The organism is Parafilimonas sp. (assembly GCF_047606085.1).
Classification (GTDB): Bacteria; Bacteroidota; Bacteroidia; order Chitinophagales; family Chitinophagaceae; genus Parafilimonas.
Map to the genome: position 1 here is coordinate 1 of NZ_JASGEX010000183.1, position 17,896 is coordinate 17,896.

The 17,896-nt window shown below is 40.9% G+C and carries 7 protein-coding genes; all 7 read right to left on the reverse strand.

The features are described 5' to 3' along the window. Window positions 1-184: 184 nt before the first annotated feature. Window positions 185-2,605 carry an ABC transporter permease gene (locus tag QM629_RS15940; protein ID WP_415160885.1) on the reverse strand — a complete coding sequence of 807 codons (2,421 nt, stop codon included), beginning with the start codon at window positions 2,603-2,605 and terminating at the stop codon, window positions 185-187. A gap of 103 nt (window positions 2,606-2,708) precedes the next feature. Beyond that, a complete protein-coding gene (locus tag QM629_RS15945) occupies window positions 2,709-5,078 on the reverse strand; it encodes an ABC transporter permease (protein WP_415160886.1) in 2,370 nt (789 codons plus the stop codon). A 73-nt stretch (window positions 5,079-5,151) separates the two neighbouring features. Further along, window positions 5,152-7,575, reverse strand: a complete 2,424-nt coding sequence (locus tag QM629_RS15950; protein WP_415160887.1) for an ABC transporter permease — start codon at window positions 7,573-7,575, stop codon at window positions 5,152-5,154. Between the two features lie 154 nt (window positions 7,576-7,729). Then, entirely contained in the window at window positions 7,730-10,108 is a 2,379-nt protein-coding gene (locus QM629_RS15955; protein ID WP_415160888.1) for an ABC transporter permease, read from the reverse strand. A 151-nt stretch (window positions 10,109-10,259) separates the two neighbouring features. Beyond that, the gene (locus tag QM629_RS15960; RefSeq protein ID WP_415160889.1) at window positions 10,260-12,716 is read right to left on the reverse strand and encodes an FtsX-like permease family protein; all 2,457 of its coding nucleotides are present in this window, start codon (window positions 12,714-12,716) and stop codon (window positions 10,260-10,262) included. 232 nt (window positions 12,717-12,948) lie between these two features. After that, a complete protein-coding gene (locus QM629_RS15965) occupies window positions 12,949-15,318 on the reverse strand; it encodes an ABC transporter permease (protein WP_415160890.1) in 2,370 nt (789 codons plus the stop codon). Window positions 15,319-15,450: 132 nt separating this feature from the next. Beyond that, the gene (locus QM629_RS15970) at window positions 15,451-17,895 is read right to left on the reverse strand and encodes an ABC transporter permease (protein ID WP_415160891.1); all 2,445 of its coding nucleotides are present in this window, start codon (window positions 17,893-17,895) and stop codon (window positions 15,451-15,453) included. Between the last annotated feature and the right edge of the window lies 1 nt (window position 17,896).

Here is a 17,896-nt window from a genome sequence, read left to right on the forward strand (position 1 = left end):
CTATTGTTTCATTCGTGCATATTTGTTTTTTCAGTTGTCTCATGGAACCTCGCTATGCACATTCCCCTGTGTGAGAAAAATTATCATGCTCGGTTTCATTAAAGAAGCAATAACTCGTGAACCTGTGAACCCGTGAACTTTTGAACTTTAACTGAACGACTGTTGACTGTTAACTGCTTACCGTTCATTCCGTTCTCAGGCTCTTTACCGGGTTGGCCATGGCAGCTTTAAACACCAGATAGCTGATACATAATAATGCCAGTCCTGCCAATAACAAAACAGGAACAACAAACTGCCACCATGTTAGTGATGCCCTGAACGCATAGCCATTAAGCCATTCCGACACAAGCCATATAGTTAATGGTAATGCAATGGCGCATCCTGTTATAATCAGCACCAGCAAATCAGCAGAAAGCAACCTTGTGATACTGAAGACAGAAGCGCCCAGGACTTTACGAACACCTATTTCTTTTTTTCTGCGGGAAACGGTATAAGCCGTTAACCCAGACAAACCAAGACAGGCGATAAAAACAGCAATGATGGAAAAAGACATAAATGTTTTGCCAAACTTTGCTTCCTGTTTGTATTGGCTATTATAAAAATCGTCAAGGAAAAAATAATCAAAAGACGATTCGGGAAATAAAGACGACCATGTTTGCTCAATTCCTGCTACCTGCTGGTGTACATCATTACTCTTTAACCTTACAGAAAAGAATTCAGATGGTATCCAACCATAACCAGGGTCCATAAATAGAATAATGGGTGTATATGCCTGCTGCAACGATTGCTGGTGGTAATCTTTTACAACGCCAATTATTTCATTTGGTTTACCATGATTGGCTTCCAGCCATATTTTTTCACCAATCGCTTTTTGCGGTGAAGCAAACCCAAACTGCTTTACTGCAGATTCGTTTAAAACAATTGCTGTTGAATCACTTGTCCTGCCACGGTCAAAACCCCTTCCTGCAACCATCTTTAACTGATATGCCTTAATAAAATCGAAATCAACCTTCAGCATTTCATATAAACGTTCATCGGCAGCAGAAGCACCAAAGCGCCTGTTGGCCAGAAACTCACCCACCTTCTTACCCGGAACCGCCCCTGAAATAGTTACAGCCTGCACACCGGACTGCCCCAGCAATTTGTTCTTAAATAACTGTATTTTTTGCTGATAGTCTGTAGTACTTACCGGCGCTTTTATTACCAGCGTTTGAGTTATATTAATACCCTGCTGTTGATTGTTCATAAAGCTAAGCTGACGATAAACAGCTATTGTGCCTGCTATTAACATTAAAGAAGCGGCAAACTGAAAAGTTACCAGCACCTTACGCAGCCTGTTGCTGCCCGGAGAAAATGTAAATCTTCCTTTTAGTACGCCAATAGGCTCTATATTGGTTAAAACGAATGCAGGATAAACGGCAGAAAGTAATGTGCTTATTAAAAATACCAGCAAAATATTTATCCATAGTTCAACGCTGAAAAGCATTTGAAAGCTATGCTGTTGTCCCAGTAAAGGCAATACATAATAAGCGGCAGCTATTGATAATATAACTGCAAGTACTAATGCAAAACAGTTAACCAGCAGTGATTCAACAAAAAATTGCATAACAAGCTGCGGCTTGGCGGCGCCACTTACTTTGCGCACACCAACTTCTTTCGCCCTTTCCAGTGCCCTTGCTGTTGTAAGGTTAACATAATTAACGCAGGCAATAATCAGTATTACAATACCAATGATATACATGTATTGTACACCCCTGCGGCTGCCTTTTACTTCTGCTTCATATTGTTTAACCGGGTTTAAATGAATATCCTGTAGAGGAACGAGCTGTATTGCCCATCTTAATTCTTTAAGCGCATCGCCAGTTTTGTATGTTTCTGCCATTGCGGGAAACCTGGCTTCAACAGCAGCGGCACTAGCCTGTGGCCGTAATTTTATAAAAGAATAACTATCGTGCTGGTACCAAAAATCCCTTGCCAATTCCGGCATGGTTGCCCATGATATAAGAAAATTGAACTGTAATGTTGAATTGGCTGGAATGTCTTTAAACACGCCTGATACCATGCAATGATAATGTGATGACAGTGTGGAAACCTCAAGAAACTTTCCTATTACATCTGTGCTGCCAAAATATTTTTTTGCAGCAGATTCTGATACTGCAATTGTATTGACGTCTTTCAGTATAGTTTGTGCATTGCCACGCAATAGGGGGTAAGAAAAAAATGAGAAGAAGTTAGAATCAGCAAAGCATACATTTTTTTCCCTGAATTTTATATTACCGTTTTGTATTACACGCTCCGCATCATGATAGCTGATACGGGCAAATAATTCCACTTCGGGAAAGTTTTTTTTCATGGCGCTTACGTAGCCATTGGTACTCGTGGCCCAGTCATCAGTAAGCTCCTTCCCTTTATAAAAACGGCTTTCCACGCGATATATCCTGTCGCCGTCTTTCTGACCTGTATCAAAACTTTTTTCAAAATGAACATACCCGCTTATAAGGATAAATGCTGCTATGCCCAGCCCAAGACCGGCAACATTAATGAATGTATATACCCTGTTTCGCTTAAAGCTTCTGAATGCAGTTCTGAGATAGTTTTTAAACATAATTTTTATTTTGGATAATAGATATTTATCCCGTTCTCATGCTCTGCGAGGCGTCTTCGCCTCGCAGCTTCGGTATATCGCCTCCGGCGATAACCGGCGATAATTACTCTGTTCGCAACGATTTCGCCGGGTTGGCTATCGCCGCTTTTATGGCCTGGTAACTTACCGTGAGCAATGCAATAACTACAGATAATAAACCTGCTGCAACAAATACCCACCACTCAATGCCTATCTTATAGGTGTAATTGCTCAGCCATTCATACATAGCCCACCAGGCTATTGGCGTGGCAATAACGATGGAAATAATAACGAGCTTTAAAAAATCTTTAGATAATAATGTTGTAATACTTGCAACTGATGCGCCCAATACTTTGCGCACGCCGATTTCTTTTATGCGGTTTTCCGCCATGTAGGTGGCAAGGCCAAACAAACCCAGGCACGATATGAAAATGGTTAAGCCGGCAAACAATGCAGCTAATGTACCAATGCGTTTTTCTTCTTTAAACTTTAGCGCATAACCTTCATCCGCAAAATTGAAAGAGGTGGGGTATTGAGGATTGTATTTTTTAAACACTGTTTCTGCCAGCTTTAAATTTTTTTCGGTGGTGTTGGCAGGGTTTAGCTTAAAGTGAACAATATTAAACCATCCTTTAGGGCCCATAACTATTAACTGATTAACTTTTTCGTAAGGCGATTCGTAAATAAAATCTTTCATCACACCTACTACATGCCAATCTCTTCCCTGGCCTTTAATAACAGCGCCTACAGGATTTTTTAAGCGCATGATTTTTACGGCAGATTCATTTAATAATGCCGCCGTGGAATCGGTGGCATATTTATACACATCAATATCCCGGCCCTGTGTTAATGTTACGCCCATTGTTTTTACAAAATCGGCATCAGAGGCCATCATCACAAAATCTGTTTTATCATCTGCTTCTGTGCTGCCATTCCATTTCCAGCCCCAGCCATCGCTCCAGCGCTGCGTAATCGGGCTCATTGATTTTGTAACGGCAACGGCCGCCCCACTGCTCAGCAAATCGTTTCTTATCAGATCATAATGCCGTTCCACATCGCCCTGTATAAAAGTATAAACAAGTTTGTCACGCACATAACCGGCATCCCGGCTTTGTGCATAGTTTATTTGCCGGCCAACAATGATGGTGCATATTATCAGCGCTATGGCAAAAGTGAACTGCAGCACCACTAAAATTTTTCTTGGTGTTACCAAAGCGTGGCTTGCTTTAAATGTGCCTTTCAAAACACCCACAGGCTTAAATGAAGAAAGATAAAATGCAGGATAACTGCCGGCAAGCACACCGGTGAACACAACAAAGCCAACAGCAAACAACCAGAAGAAAGGGTTACTGAAATCTATATACAATTTCTTATCAACAAGATTGTTGAAACCGCGTAAACTTATTTCAACAATAATTATTGCCAGTATAAAAGCAAGAAATGCAAGCAAAATGCTTTCGCCGATAAACTGGCTTACCAGCGATGATTTATAGGCGCCGGCCACTTTGCGAATACCCACTTCTTTTGCGCGCTTCTCACTTCTTGCCGTACTTAAATTCATAAAATTTATACAGGCAATTAAGAGTATAAATGAAGCGATAATGAAAAACAGTTTTACGGTTTCAACCCTGCCGCCAACATACTGCCCGTTCACAGATTTGGAGTAGAGCCACCTGTCCTTAAGCAATTGTGTAAATACCTGTGTAGTGCTTGGGTCTTCGCCGCCTTTTGTATGGTTGATGGTTACATTTTTGATTTTGTTATCAAAGGCGGCCTGATTCACATTTGGTTTCAGCAATACATAACTTCTTACAGAATTATTGCCCCAGTATTCATCATCCCATCCTATTTTTTTGGAGTATGCCCATGGCAGCAAATATTCAAAATCGAAGCTTGTATTGTTTGGAAGGTTTTTTAAAACACCGGTTACGGTAAAATAATCACTGCTGTCAATTTTAATAACCTTGCCATAAGCATCATCATTGCCGAATAATTTTTTGGAAAGGTCTTCCGTAATAACAATGCTGTTTATTTTATCCAATGCTGTATTGGGATTGCCTTTTATAAAGGGAAAATCAAATACGCGGAAGAAACCTGAATCGGAAAAGCCACCGGCAACATTCAAATGTTTTTCGCCAACAGTAAATAAGAAAGTAGCCTGGTTGTAGCGAACAGCCTCTTCCACATCAGGAAATTCATGCTTAATGGTTGGCGCTAAAATTTTAGGCGTTGTGTTCCAGGCCCATACTTCACCGTTGAATTTGTCACGGTTATTGAGCGTATAAATCCTGTCAGATTTTGAATAGAATTTATCATAGCTCATTTCGTTCTGAATCCATAATAAAATCAATATAGCACTGGCCATGCCTACCGCAAGCCCGGCGATATTGATGAAGGAAAAGCCTTTGTTCTTCCAAAGGTTCCTGAATGCGATTTTAAAAAAATTGTTAAGCATTTTTTGTTGTTTCTGAATTTTTAATGTCAGGCTGCACAGGCTGTTGACCGTTGACCGTCAACCGTTGACCGATTTATTCCGTTCGCAACGCTTTCACCGGGTTGGCCATGGCCGCTTTACCCGCCCGGATGCATAAAATAGCAACCGCTATAATTATCATGATAACCCCGCTCAAAAGGAATATCCACCAGCTTAACGTGGTGTGATAGGCAAAATCCTGCAGCCAGTTGTGCGTTTGCCACCACGCAATGGGTATGGCTATTACAAAAGCTATCAGCAGCAGCTTCACAAAATCTACCGATAACAATTGTATGATCTGCGCCACCGATGCGCCCAGCACTTTGCGCACGCCTATTTCTTTTACGCGGCTGTTCGTCATAAAAATTACCAGGCCGAGCAGGCCGAGGCAACTGATTAAAATGGTTATGGCGGCAGACCAGGTAAGCAAAGTGGAAAGCTGTTGGTCATTCTTATAAAATTCTTCTATCTTCTTATCTAAAAAACTGTAATCAAAATCCACATCCGGGTATATGGCTTTCCACGCAGCCTGTATTTTATCAATCGTTTTATTCCAGGTGGCCGGGTTATTTTGCAATGCAATATGCATTACGTAGCCACGCTTAGGCGCCGCATAATAAACCATCGGGTGTATAACACTTCGTACCGATGCAAGGTTAAAATCTTTCATTACGCCCACAATGGGTTTCTGCGAGTTGCGGAAGGTTAAAAAATGGCCTATTGCATCCCGGGGTTGCTGAAAACCAAGCTGCCTGGCCAGCGTTTCATTTATTAAAAATTCTGTGGCAGAATCGGATGGTGAAATATTCCTGCCGGCAACCAGCGGAATGTTATATACGCTTAAAAAACCGGTATCGCCGTTCCTTGAATCAACATCAAGCTGCAGGTCTTTATTTTTAGATTTGTAAACAACCTGTGTGCTTATCTGGCCGATAAAAGCCGGCGACTGGTTGCCGATGCTTGCCTCCTGTATGCCGGGAATTTTTGTTAACGCATCTTTTAAAACAAACTTTTTGTTGCCGGGGTTCTGAAAATCGAATGGCACATAAAAATTTATGATAGCGTCTTTCCTGAAGCCCATATCTTTTGCCAGCGAAAAATGAATTTGCTTATCCACCACAAACATGGCAATAATAAATACCTGCGCTATTACAAACTGGAATACAATCAACGATTTTCTTAACCATGCAGAACGGGTTGACCCGCCTGCTGAAACAACACGGTTCTTTAAAACAGATACGGGCTTAAACCTTGTAAGGATAAATGCCGGGTACAAACCGGCAATAACGCTCACTGTCAATATAAGCAGCAATAAAAAGCCATACACAACAGGCTGCGATAAGAAATAATTAAATTTCAGGCCATCTGGTATAAAGCCTGAAAATGCCTTTAAAAGCAAGGGCGATATGGCAACGGAAACAATGGCGGTAAATGCTGTAAGCAAAAAAGTTTCTGCCAGGAACTGTAATATCAACTGGCTTTTTTTGCTGCCAAGTGTTTTTCTTATGCCGATCTCTTTGGCCCTTTCGGCAGCATGTGCGGTAGAAAGATTGATAAAATTAATAGCGCCCAGCAGCAAAAGAAATACGGCAAGCAGGATGAGGTTGCGGATGGTGGAAGGGTCAACGCTTCCATCAAAATCGGGATTGGTATGTATATCGCTTAACGGCTGCAGGCGATGTATGGTTTTATTATCGTCTGCTGTTGCATGCTCTTTAAAGATAGGCGCAAGCTGTTTGTTTATATGTAAAGGGTTGGTGCCGGGTGAGAGTTTTACAAAGGTTTGAAAATTGGAATTGGTATTGCCCCATTCATCCCAGCTATATGCAGATTTTAAATTGCTGAGCGGTACGGTTGATAAAGAGATAAAGGCTTTATATTTAAAATCACTGTTCTGCTTAAGGTCTTTTACAATACCGGTAATGGTTGTATTGATCGTGTCGCTGAACACAACGGTTTTACCAATCACCTGCGCCGGCGGCAGGCCGGGAAAATACTGCTGCGCCTTGCTCTCCGTTATAACAAGCTGATACGGGCTTTGCAGAGAAGATGTTGCATTGCCGGCAATCCATTGCTGCGGAAAAATGCTGAAGTAATTACTGTCGGCAAACACCACTGCATCTTCCGCTTTAAAAATTTTGGGCGGTTTATTATTGCCTTGCGGCACAGCCGCTTTAATATGCCAGTCGTTGTACTGTAAAAGCAATGCGGTTGTTTGAATGCCGGAAACTTTCTGCTGAATGGCTTCATGAAAAGGCACCGGCACGCCACTGTTTTTCCATTGTTCACCCTCTGTTACGAGGCGGTAAATCCTGTCGCGGTCAGGCTCATACTTATCAAAGCTGTAATCATATTCCACCACCATAAAAATGATTAAGGCAGCGCTGATGCCGATTGACAGGCCCAATACGTTTATAAAGGTGGTAACCTTATTCTTTCTGAAATTCCGCAGCGCGGTTTTGAAATAATTTTTAAACATAGAATTGATTTTTTGGTTTGTTTAGCTATGAGCCATGAGCTTCTGACTTTACGTTATATATTCACTTATGTTGACCGGTTCATTCCATTCGCAAATCCATGCTCTGCGGGGCGTCCTCGCTCCGCAGCTTCGGTATATCGCCTCCGGCGATAAATTACTCCGTCCTCAAACTCTTTACCGGGTTGGCCACGGCTGCCTTGATGGCTTTAATACTAACCGTTATTAATGCAATACCAAATGTTAGTAATGCGGCTACCGCAAAAACCCACCAGCTTAATGTTGTTTTGTAAGCAAAACTTTCCAGCCATTTATTCATTGCCCAATAGCCAAGCGGCAATGCAATAAGCATTGATATCAATACAGGTTTCAGCAGGTCTTTCGACAGCAATACCACGATGCCCTGTACAGATGAGCCCAATACTTTTCTTACGCCAATTTCTTTGAAACGCTTTGTGGCCGTGAAAGAAGCAAGCCCGAATAAACCAAGGCAGGCCACTAAAATCGCCAGCATTGCAAACACGGTTAAGATGGTTTGCTGGCGCACGTCTTTTTTATACAATGTATCAAACTGCTGGTCTAAAAAGCTGTATTCAAAAGGATAAGCCGAAGCGGCCTTGCTATATTGTTTTCTTATCAAATCAATGCCTGCCTGTATATTGCCGGGCTTTAATTTTATCAATACAACCCTTCTGTCTTTATAAGGAGAAATAACGAGCGCCTCAATATTATCTTTTAATGATTGAAAATTGAAATCGTTTACCACGCCTACTACCTGCCGTTTTAATGAATCGCGTATCGGGTTAAGCACCCATTTACCAATGGCCTGCTGCGGCGTCCATCCAAATTTCGCGGCAGCAGTTGCATTTATCAATACAGCGTTTGTAGAATCGGTTGGAAATTGCGGCGAAAAATCGCGGCCTGCAATAATTTTCAAACCCAGTGTTTTTACAAATTCAAAATCGGCAAATTCGCTGCGGGTGTTTACACGTTCTTCATGGCCTTCCACAACAACCGGGTAGCTATCAAAAAAACCGCCCGGCTCACCAGACATTGCTGATACCGACTCTACGCCGCTTGCATTTTGCAAGCCGGTTTTAAAAACATCGAGGTTCTTATAAATATCTTCATTATCTACCGGCACCATTACTGTTTGCGTTTTATCATAACCAAGCTGTTTATTTTTTACATAGTTCATTTGTTTGGTAATGATGATGGTGCCAACAATAAGAAATACGGAAATGGTAAACTGAACAACTACCAAAACCTGCCTGAACGATGCGCCGCCTTTGCCAAGTTTCAGCCTTCCCTTTAATGCCTGCACCGGCGAAAAAGCAGACAGAAAAAATGCAGGATAACTGCCGGCTAAAAAACCCACAGCTATAGTAACGCCGATAAGAAAAAGATATATGGGCAAAGCAGTCCATGATACGGTTAATGAATAACCAAGCAGTTGATTATACCAGGGCATTGCCAATGCCAGTAAGCCAACAGAAAGCATGCATGATATTACGGTGAGCAAAACACTCTCGCCCATAAACTGCCATATAAGATTGTTGCGCAAAGCACCCAATACTTTTCTTAATCCAACCTCTTTTGAACGTTCTGCTGCCCGTATGGTGGAAAGGTTCATGAAGTTGATGCAGGCAATCAATAATATTAAAACCGCAATTGAAAGAAAGATATATACAACCGTTTTATCGCCATGCTTAACGCCGTCAAAGACGTCTTGCTGAAAATACACATCCTTCAAAGGCAAAAGTGATAAACTAAAATCAAGGCCATATTTGCGCATATCGCTGCCCATATTTTTTTCCATGAATGCAGGCAACTGTTTATCAATCTGTGCCTGCGTTACATTGGGCGCAAGCAACACATACGTATAAATACCGTTGTTGATCCACTGCTGCATCCAGCTCCTGTCTTTATAATTTTCCAACGGCAGCACAATATCAAAATCAAGGTGTGAATTAGAAGGAACATCTTTTGCAATGCCGGCAACTTTTAAAGGAAGCGCTTTATCAATCGTAATAACCTTGCCCATTGCATCATCAATGTTTCCAAAATATTTTTTGGCTGTCGTTTCAGTAAGCACCACATTGCCGGGTTGTTTCAATACCTGCGAAGGATCGCCTTTTATAAGCGGAAAAGTAAAGAGATTGAAAAAACCGGAATCAACATCCAGTACTTTCTTTTCATGAAAAGACTGGCTGCCTATGGTAACCAGATTATCATTGGGATTTATGCGCACTGCTTTTACAATCTGCCCTTTAAAATCGCTGAGCAGCGCCGGTGCATACGGGCCGGACAAATAGGCTACGCTCTGGGATTTTCCATCACGCTTAAAACCGCGCATTACACGATAAATTCGGGTGCCATCTTTATGAAAATTATCCATACTGAATTCATTCATAATGAACAGGAATATCATCATGCAAACAGTAATGCCAATGGTTAACCCCAAAATATTGATGAAAGAAAAAACCTTGTTCTTTACAAGATTGCGCCATGCGGTTTTGAAATAGTTTTTAATCATAAGCCCCCACCCCCTAAAGGGGAGTTTTTTTTAAATGATAAAATTTATTGCGAAGCTTCTTGTCCCCCTTTAGGGGATAGGGGCTTCATTCCGTTCTCAAGCTCTTCATCCCGATGTTCGTTTCCTCAATCGGGATCTCCGCATTCCTCCGCTATTCGCTCCGTAATGCTGCGACCGGGTTGGCCAGCGCCGCTTTTATTGCCTGGAAGCTGATGACTATTAATGCAATAACTATAGTTGATAATCCCGCGACCAAAAAAATCCACCAGCTAATATTCGTTCTGTGCGCATAACCTTGCAACCACTTATTTAAGAATAACCAGGCAATTGGAGAGGCAATAGCAACGGATATGATTATCAATTTTATTAAATCAGTTGCGAATAAATTAATAATGCTGTAAGTGTTTGCTCCTAATACTTTTCTTATACCTATTTCTTTTGTTCGCTGCTGCGTTAAAAGGGCTATCAGGCTAAATAATCCTAAAATAGTTATTAAGATTGCCAATCCGGAGAATATATTGAATAAAGAAGCTAATCTCTTTTCTGATGTGTACAGGCTTTGTAACCGATCATCTGCAAATGATAATTTATATCGCTGATAAGGCAGTACTTTTTTTACGGTCTCATCAATGTAATTGATGGTATTTTGGAGGTTGCCGGGTGCAATACGTATATATGTATTGCCAAAATTGTTATCTGCTTCGCCATACAATACAACCGGTGGCATGTTATCTTTTAGATTTGTGCCTTCAAAATCTTTTATAACACCAATAACGGTTCCTCTGACAAGATTGTTACTTACCACCTTTCCAATTGGATTTTTTAACTGTAATGCCGATACGGCTTTTTCAGATAAAATAATTGGTGTGCTGTTTAGCAATGCTTCCTTTTGGTTTTCTGACAGATTGCTTTTCCCATACAGAATAGAATCTCTGTTTAACATATCAGATGGATATTCTTTCGAAAAACCTCTGCCCGAAACCAATTTTAGCTGCATAGTTTTAATGAAATCAAAATCTGCATGCAATTGAACTGCATTAAAAGGTTTGTTTATCCTGGCAGTATCTGAACCTGTATTTTGATCCTCTTTTTTTTCATCAGTGCCTGGCATAGAATAATTCTTGCCAAGCATCCAGCCGGAAATGCTTACATTTTTAACATAGCTATTTCTGGATAATTCATTTTTAAAAACTGAGCTCCCATGTGGAAACCTTCCCGTTTCAACAACTAACAGGTGATCCTTTTCGAAACCCAGTTGCATATTATTTAAAAGCCGGAGCTGCTTGTTTATAAGGATTGCAGATATGATTAAAATAATAGAAAGCGCAAACTGAAAAACGATCAGCCCTTTTCTTATATCTATTCTCAGCCCATTTATAAATCTTTCGCCTTTGAGAACAACCGCAGGCCTTGATAAAGATGTAGTGAGCGCCGGATAAAGGCCGGATAATAAACCAACAGCCGTACCAATAAGCAGAAGATAAATTATATTTTGCCAGGTTAATAAAAAGTCAACATCAACATGAATGTTTAATAACCTTACTAAAGAGGGCCATAGGAAAAATGCAAGGAAAAACGCAAGCGGCAGTGCAATAAAAAAGAACAGAAGAGACTCTGTTAAAAATTGAGAAATAACCTGAATTTTTTTTGCACCTAAAACTTTGCGCATTCCAATTTCTTTTGCTCTTTGCAATGAACGGGCTGTTGTTAGGTTTATATAATTTACACAGGCAATTAAAAGAATCAAAAATGCAGCTGATGCGAAAATGTATATATATTTAATATTGCCCTGGGCATATTGATCATCCTGAATATTTGAATACAGGTGAATGTTCTTTACATCCTGAAACGTTAGTGTGGTTCCCGTTGGAAAATTATATTTACGATAAATGTTTTCCAATAAAGGTTTAAGTTGTTCTACGCTTGTATTTTCCTTTAGTAAAACATATTGCGGACTGGTAATCATCATTGATGCCCATGAAAGATTTTGCTGTTTAAAGTTCACAGCACTTATTGCATTTGCCTTAAAATGCACATTGGATGGTAAATTTTTCATCACACCAGTAACTAAAAAAGGCCGCGATTCCCCGAATACGTTTTTATATGTTAATGTAGAGCCGACCGGGTTTTTGTTTTGAAAAAATTTTTTTGCAGTTTCTTCATCTATAACAATATTGTTTCTTTCGTTCAATGCTGTTTTTGGATTACCATAAACAAATGGTAAATTAAACACCTTAAAAAAATTGCTGTCAGATTGTGCCACAGATACGTCTATAAGTGCATTGCCTTTTATAAAACTGCTACTGCCATCATCATCTAAAGTTGTTACCATTTCAACCTGGGGAAGCTCTCTGGTTAAAATATTGCTTACTGCTAAAGGAACATTAATTGACGCTGTACTTACACCCTGGTTGTTATTAGTCAATATTACCCTGTAAACTCTTTTGTAATTACTGTAATTGCGGTCGTAGGAGAATTCATAACGAACATAAGAAATAATCAGAATGATGGCTGCCAAACCAATTATTGAACCGGTTAAATTTATCAGGGCATACAACCTGTCTTTATATAAAAATCTTATTGCCGTTTTGAAATAATTTGTGAGCATTTTTTTGTTGTTTTTGATTTTTTAATATCAGGCTGCAAGCCCGAAGCTGCGAGCTTCTAACTTTGCGTTATTTAATTTACTATTGTCATTCTCATTCATTATTCACGTCCATGCTCTGCGGGGCGTCCTCGCCCCGCAGCTTCGGTATATCGCCTCCGGCGATAAATCATTCCGTTCTCAAGTTCTTCATCCCGATGTTCGTTTCCTCAATCGGGATCTCCGCATTCCTCCGCTATTCGCTCCGTAATGCTGCGACCGGGTTTGCCATTGCAGCTTTTATAGCCTGGAAACTCACCGTTATAACTGTTATCAGCAATGCTATCAATCCGCCAAATACAAAAACGCCCGCGCCAATGCTGATGCGGTAATCATAATGCTGCAGCCAGTTATGCAAAAAGAAAAATGATACAGGCGCAGCTATTAAACAGCTTATTAAAACCAATACCATAAAATCTTTTGATAACAACAGCCAAACCTGCTGTACAGATGCGCCCAATACTTTGCGTATGCCAATCTCTTTTGTACGTTGTTCTGCTATATATGCAGCCAGCCCAAATAAACCCAGGCAGGAAATAAAAATGGCAAGCGCAGCAAACACACCGGCTAACTTTCCAACCAATGTTTCAAGATTAAATTTTGCTGCATAATCTTCATCTGCAAATGTGTAGGTATAAGGAAATGCAGGATTATATTTATTAAAGATGGCTGTTAGTTGTGTAACCGCATCGTGTGTTTTTATTTTTGATGAAAGCCGGTACATCATAATATCCTGCGGTTGCGGATAACACAAAAAAGCCGTTGGTTCTGCCGCGGTAAATGGTGAAGTCATTAAAGCATTTTTTACTACACCAACAATTTTCATTTGGGTTCCACCCCATGTTATAACCTGGCTAACGGGATTTTTAATGCGCATCTTTTTTATAGCCGCTTCATTAAAAATGATACTGGTTGTATCGTTATCATTTATAAAATCCTTCCCGGCATTAAATGTCATACCGGTTGTTTTAAAATAATCCTGTGTTGTATATATGGTTCCCATTTCAATTGTTTCATTGGCGTTTTTACCGGGCCAGTTATCTACATCCCTGTGCCACCACACACCTGTTGCCGGGCTTGTTGCCGTTGTTACTGCATCGGCAATTCCTTTTTGCAGCAACTCATTTTTTAAAGCGGTATAGTTCCTTGAAATGTCAACATTCATATCTGTTGATAACAGCCGGTTCAGGTCATAACCACTTGGCCTGTCTTTAGCATATTGTATTTGCTGGTAAATGATAATGGTGCTTATGATCAATGCAATGGAACAACTGAATTGTAATACCACCAATATCTTTCGTGAAATGGAAGATTTACCCGCAGTAACCGTTCCCTTTAAAACTTTTACCGGGTTGAATGAAGAGAGGTAAAAAGCCGGCCTGCTGCCTGCGAGTAAGGCTGTAAGAATAAGGCAGCCCGCCATTATCAGCCAGAAATAAGTATTGGTAAACGGAATTAAAATTTTATTTCCTGTTAATGCATTAAAAGCGGGCAATGATAACTGTGCAATAAGTATGGCAAAAACAAATGCAATTGCTGTAAGTAAAAATGCTTCCAGTAAAAATTGTATAACAAGGTCTCTTTTTTGTGATCCGATTGCTTTTCTCACACCCACTTCTTTTGCTCTTTTTTCTGACCGCGCCGTTGTAAGATTGATGAAATTGATGCAGGCAATCAATAATACAAACAAGCCGATAATGGTAAACATGCGCACATATTCAAGAAAGCCTTCCGTATCCTGTCCGTTTACATACCTGGAATACAAATGCCACCGGTTCATGGGCTGAAGCGTAACATAAGAAAGCATTGCATTCCGGTTATCCGTTTCTGTATGTTCAATATCCCTGATCCTGGGATATACTTTGGCATAATCAGCGCCGGGCCTGAGCTTTACAAAAATGGTATAGGAATTATTTCCAAAGCTGCCGGTACGGTTTTGCTTTACATTGTCGTTGGTTTGTTCAAGATAAGAAAATGGCACCAGGTAATTAAACCCGAAAGAAGAATTGCCCGGCAAATCCTTCATAACGCCTGTTATTTTAAGATCATGCTCATTATCAAAACGAACGGTTTTATTAACCGGGTCATCATTGCCAAATAAAGCTTTGGCCGTTGATTGATTTAATACAATTGAATAAGCATCTTTAAAAACAGTGGCCGCATTACCGGCGATAAGCGGGTATTGAAACATCTTTAAGAAATCGCTGCCAACAATACCACCATTAATGTATAATTTTTTGTTGCCGGCCATTAATCCATGGGGCCCCATGCCAGCGCTTTCGGCCACATATTCTACTTCAGGAACCTGGTTGCGTAACGCATCTGCCAGTTTTAATGAAGTGGAAAGAAATGTAAGTGTATCTCCATTGCTGTTGAAGTTGCGCTGCACGCGGTATAGGCGTTCATAGCCAGGCAAAGATTTATCAAAAGAATATTGGTCATACACCCACAAACCAATAAGCAATGCTATAGCCATTCCAATGGCAAGCCCCGCAACATTTAATGTGCTGTAACCAATTGTCCTGATGATATTGCGCCAGGCGGTTTTGAAATAATTTTTAAACATAGAAAGCCTCTCCTAAAGCCCATCCTAAATCCTTCCCGAAGGGAAGGACTTTTTAGAACGTGATTATTTAATGTTGTTTATATTATTCAGCCTCTTGCACATCCCCTCCTTTGGAGGGGCTTGGGGAGGCTGCTATTCCGTTCTCAAGCTCTTCACCGGGTTTGCCATTGCAGCTTTTACAGCCTGATAGCTTACCGTTAATAAAGCAATAATGCAGGCCGCAATGGCGGCAACAACAAACATCCACCATTGTATGGTAACGCGGTAAGCAAAGTCCTGCAGCCATTTATGCATGAGCCACCATGCAATGGGCGTTGCGATTATTGCAGACACAATTACCAGCGATAAAAATTCTGTTGATAACAACCTTACAATGCCTGCCACCGAAGCGCCCAGCACTTTTCTGATACCCACTTCTTTGGTGCGTTTAAAAGCGGTAAGTGTGGCCAGGCCAAATAACCCCAAGCAGCTTATTACAATGGCAATAGCTGTTGCAGCACCAACCAGCTTCTGCATCTTTTCTTCCGTGTCATACATCTTCTTAATGCCATCGTCATAAAAAGTATATTTAAACGGAATGCCTGTATATAATTTCTTCCATGCCTGCTCTGTTGTTTGTATGGCTCTTTTCCATTTGGATGCATCAGCAGGAAGCTTGATATTGATGGTGAAATTTTGATTTTTATTGGAAGCGATAAGCGCCGGTTCAATCTCTGACCGCACGCCAAACTGGTGAAAATCTGCTATAACGCCAACAATCGGGTAAGTATAGGACTTTTCTCCCGTCCTGGTCAATACTTTGCCTATTGCATCCTGCGGCGATTTAAAGCCATAAGCCTTAACCGCTTTTTCATTAATCACAATCTCATGCATGGTATCTGCCGCCATATAATTCCTTCCTGCCAGCAGGTGAAAGCCATATAACTTTAAATAATCTGCATCGCCAAACTTCATATTTACCTGCTGCTGAATTTCTGCAGTGTCTTTATAATAACTCAGAATATTACTCATCATGGTATTGCTCATCGGCCGGTTACCAAGCGAAACGCCTTCAATGACAGCGCTGCTTTTAAGCTCATTTTTCAGCACAAACTGCCTGTCTTTATACTGCGGGTTTTGCCACACATAATAAGGCACATCCACTGTTATTATCCTGTTCTTGTCAAAACCCAGGTCTTTATGCAAAGCATACCTGAGCTGCTGGCCGATGATAATGCTGCCGATAATAAATACCTGCGCTATTAAGAACTGGAAAACAATAAGGCCTTTACGCAGTGAAAACCTGTTTCTGCCAACCACTTTTTCGGTTACGCCTTTTAATACATTCACCGTGTTTACTCTGGAGGAAAGCCATGCAGGGTATAACCCTGATAACAGGGAAACGACGATTATTAAGGCAAGCATAAACACCATCATACTTTCATAATTCATATAATTGAAGAGCCCTTCAGGCAGAAAATCAGCAAATACTTTTACGGCAACGGAAGTAAATAAAAAAGACAGCAATGCTGCAATGGATGTAGTAATAAATGTTTCGCCAATGAAGCGTTGTATCAATGCCCGGGATGAACTGCCGAGTGTTTTGCGGATGCCTATTTCTTTTGCCCGTTGCGGCAATTGCGCTGTGCTGAGGTTGATGTAATTGATGCAGGCTATCAGCAGCAGGAAGGCGCCGATGATCATTAAGCCTGCCAATACTTTTTTATCGGCTGTGCGTGTTTGTGCCTGATACTGTGGCTCAAAATGTTTTTGGCTCAGCGGCAATACATCGTACCAGCTTTCATATTTATATTTTTGAAAATCTTCTTTGTTATGCTCAAAATTTATCGCATTCAACTGCTTCATTATGCCGGCAACACTTGCCCCCTTTACAGGTGTAATATAGATGAGGTCATTTGAACTCATTCCTCCCCAGAAATCATCCGCAAGGTCATCTTTATAAACACCTGTAAATTCATTGTTATCCGCACTAAAACTGTTTGGGTAATTAAGCTGCGCCACCACGGCAGAAACGCGGCGCAATACGGTATCATCGTAGGTAATGGTTCTGCCGATTACGTCCTGTGGTTTAAGGGATGGAAAATATGCACGGGCACGGGTATCTGTCAGCACCACTTTATCCGGTGCATCCAATGCGGTGGCAGGATTGCCGGCCAGCCATTGATAATGTAAAAGCCTGAAATAATCAGGAGAGGTGGAAACCAGTTGTATATCTTTATCAGCATAACTAACCGGCTGCTTTAAACCTTGTACAGTTGCCTGGTGCTGGTATTTATAAAACATCGGCACCACCAGTTCAGCGCCTGTTACCTGGTTTTTTAAAGCATTCAAAACGGGTTTGGAAATGCCGGCAAAACCATTATCGCCGGCATCACCGGCAATTTTTCTTTTTGACACCACCTGGTAAATATTCTCTGCGCCAGGGATTTTTTTATCAAAACTGTATTCATAATCCACCATGCGGAAAACAATCCAGGCCACACAAATACATATACTAAGGCCAAAAATATTTAAACCGGTGTATAACCGGTTGCGCCAGAGTTGCCTTGCCAGTGTGAGGAAGTAGTTTCTAAGCATA

Coding starts and splice junctions, on each gene's coding strand:
- QM629_RS15970 (WP_415160891.1), bottom strand. CDS start 17,895: ATGCTTAGAAACTACTTCCTCACACTGGCAAGGCAACTCTGGCGCAAC.
- QM629_RS15950 (WP_415160887.1), bottom strand. CDS start 7,575: ATGTTTAAAAATTATTTCAAAACCGCGCTGCGGAATTTCAGAAAGAAT.
- QM629_RS15945 (WP_415160886.1), bottom strand. CDS start 5,078: ATGCTTAACAATTTTTTTAAAATCGCATTCAGGAACCTTTGGAAGAAC.
- QM629_RS15960 (WP_415160889.1), bottom strand. CDS start 12,716: ATGCTCACAAATTATTTCAAAACGGCAATAAGATTTTTATATAAAGAC.
- QM629_RS15955 (WP_415160888.1), bottom strand. CDS start 10,108: ATGATTAAAAACTATTTCAAAACCGCATGGCGCAATCTTGTAAAGAAC.
- QM629_RS15940 (WP_415160885.1), bottom strand. CDS start 2,605: ATGTTTAAAAACTATCTCAGAACTGCATTCAGAAGCTTTAAGCGAAAC.
- QM629_RS15965 (WP_415160890.1), bottom strand. CDS start 15,318: ATGTTTAAAAATTATTTCAAAACCGCCTGGCGCAATATCATCAGGACA.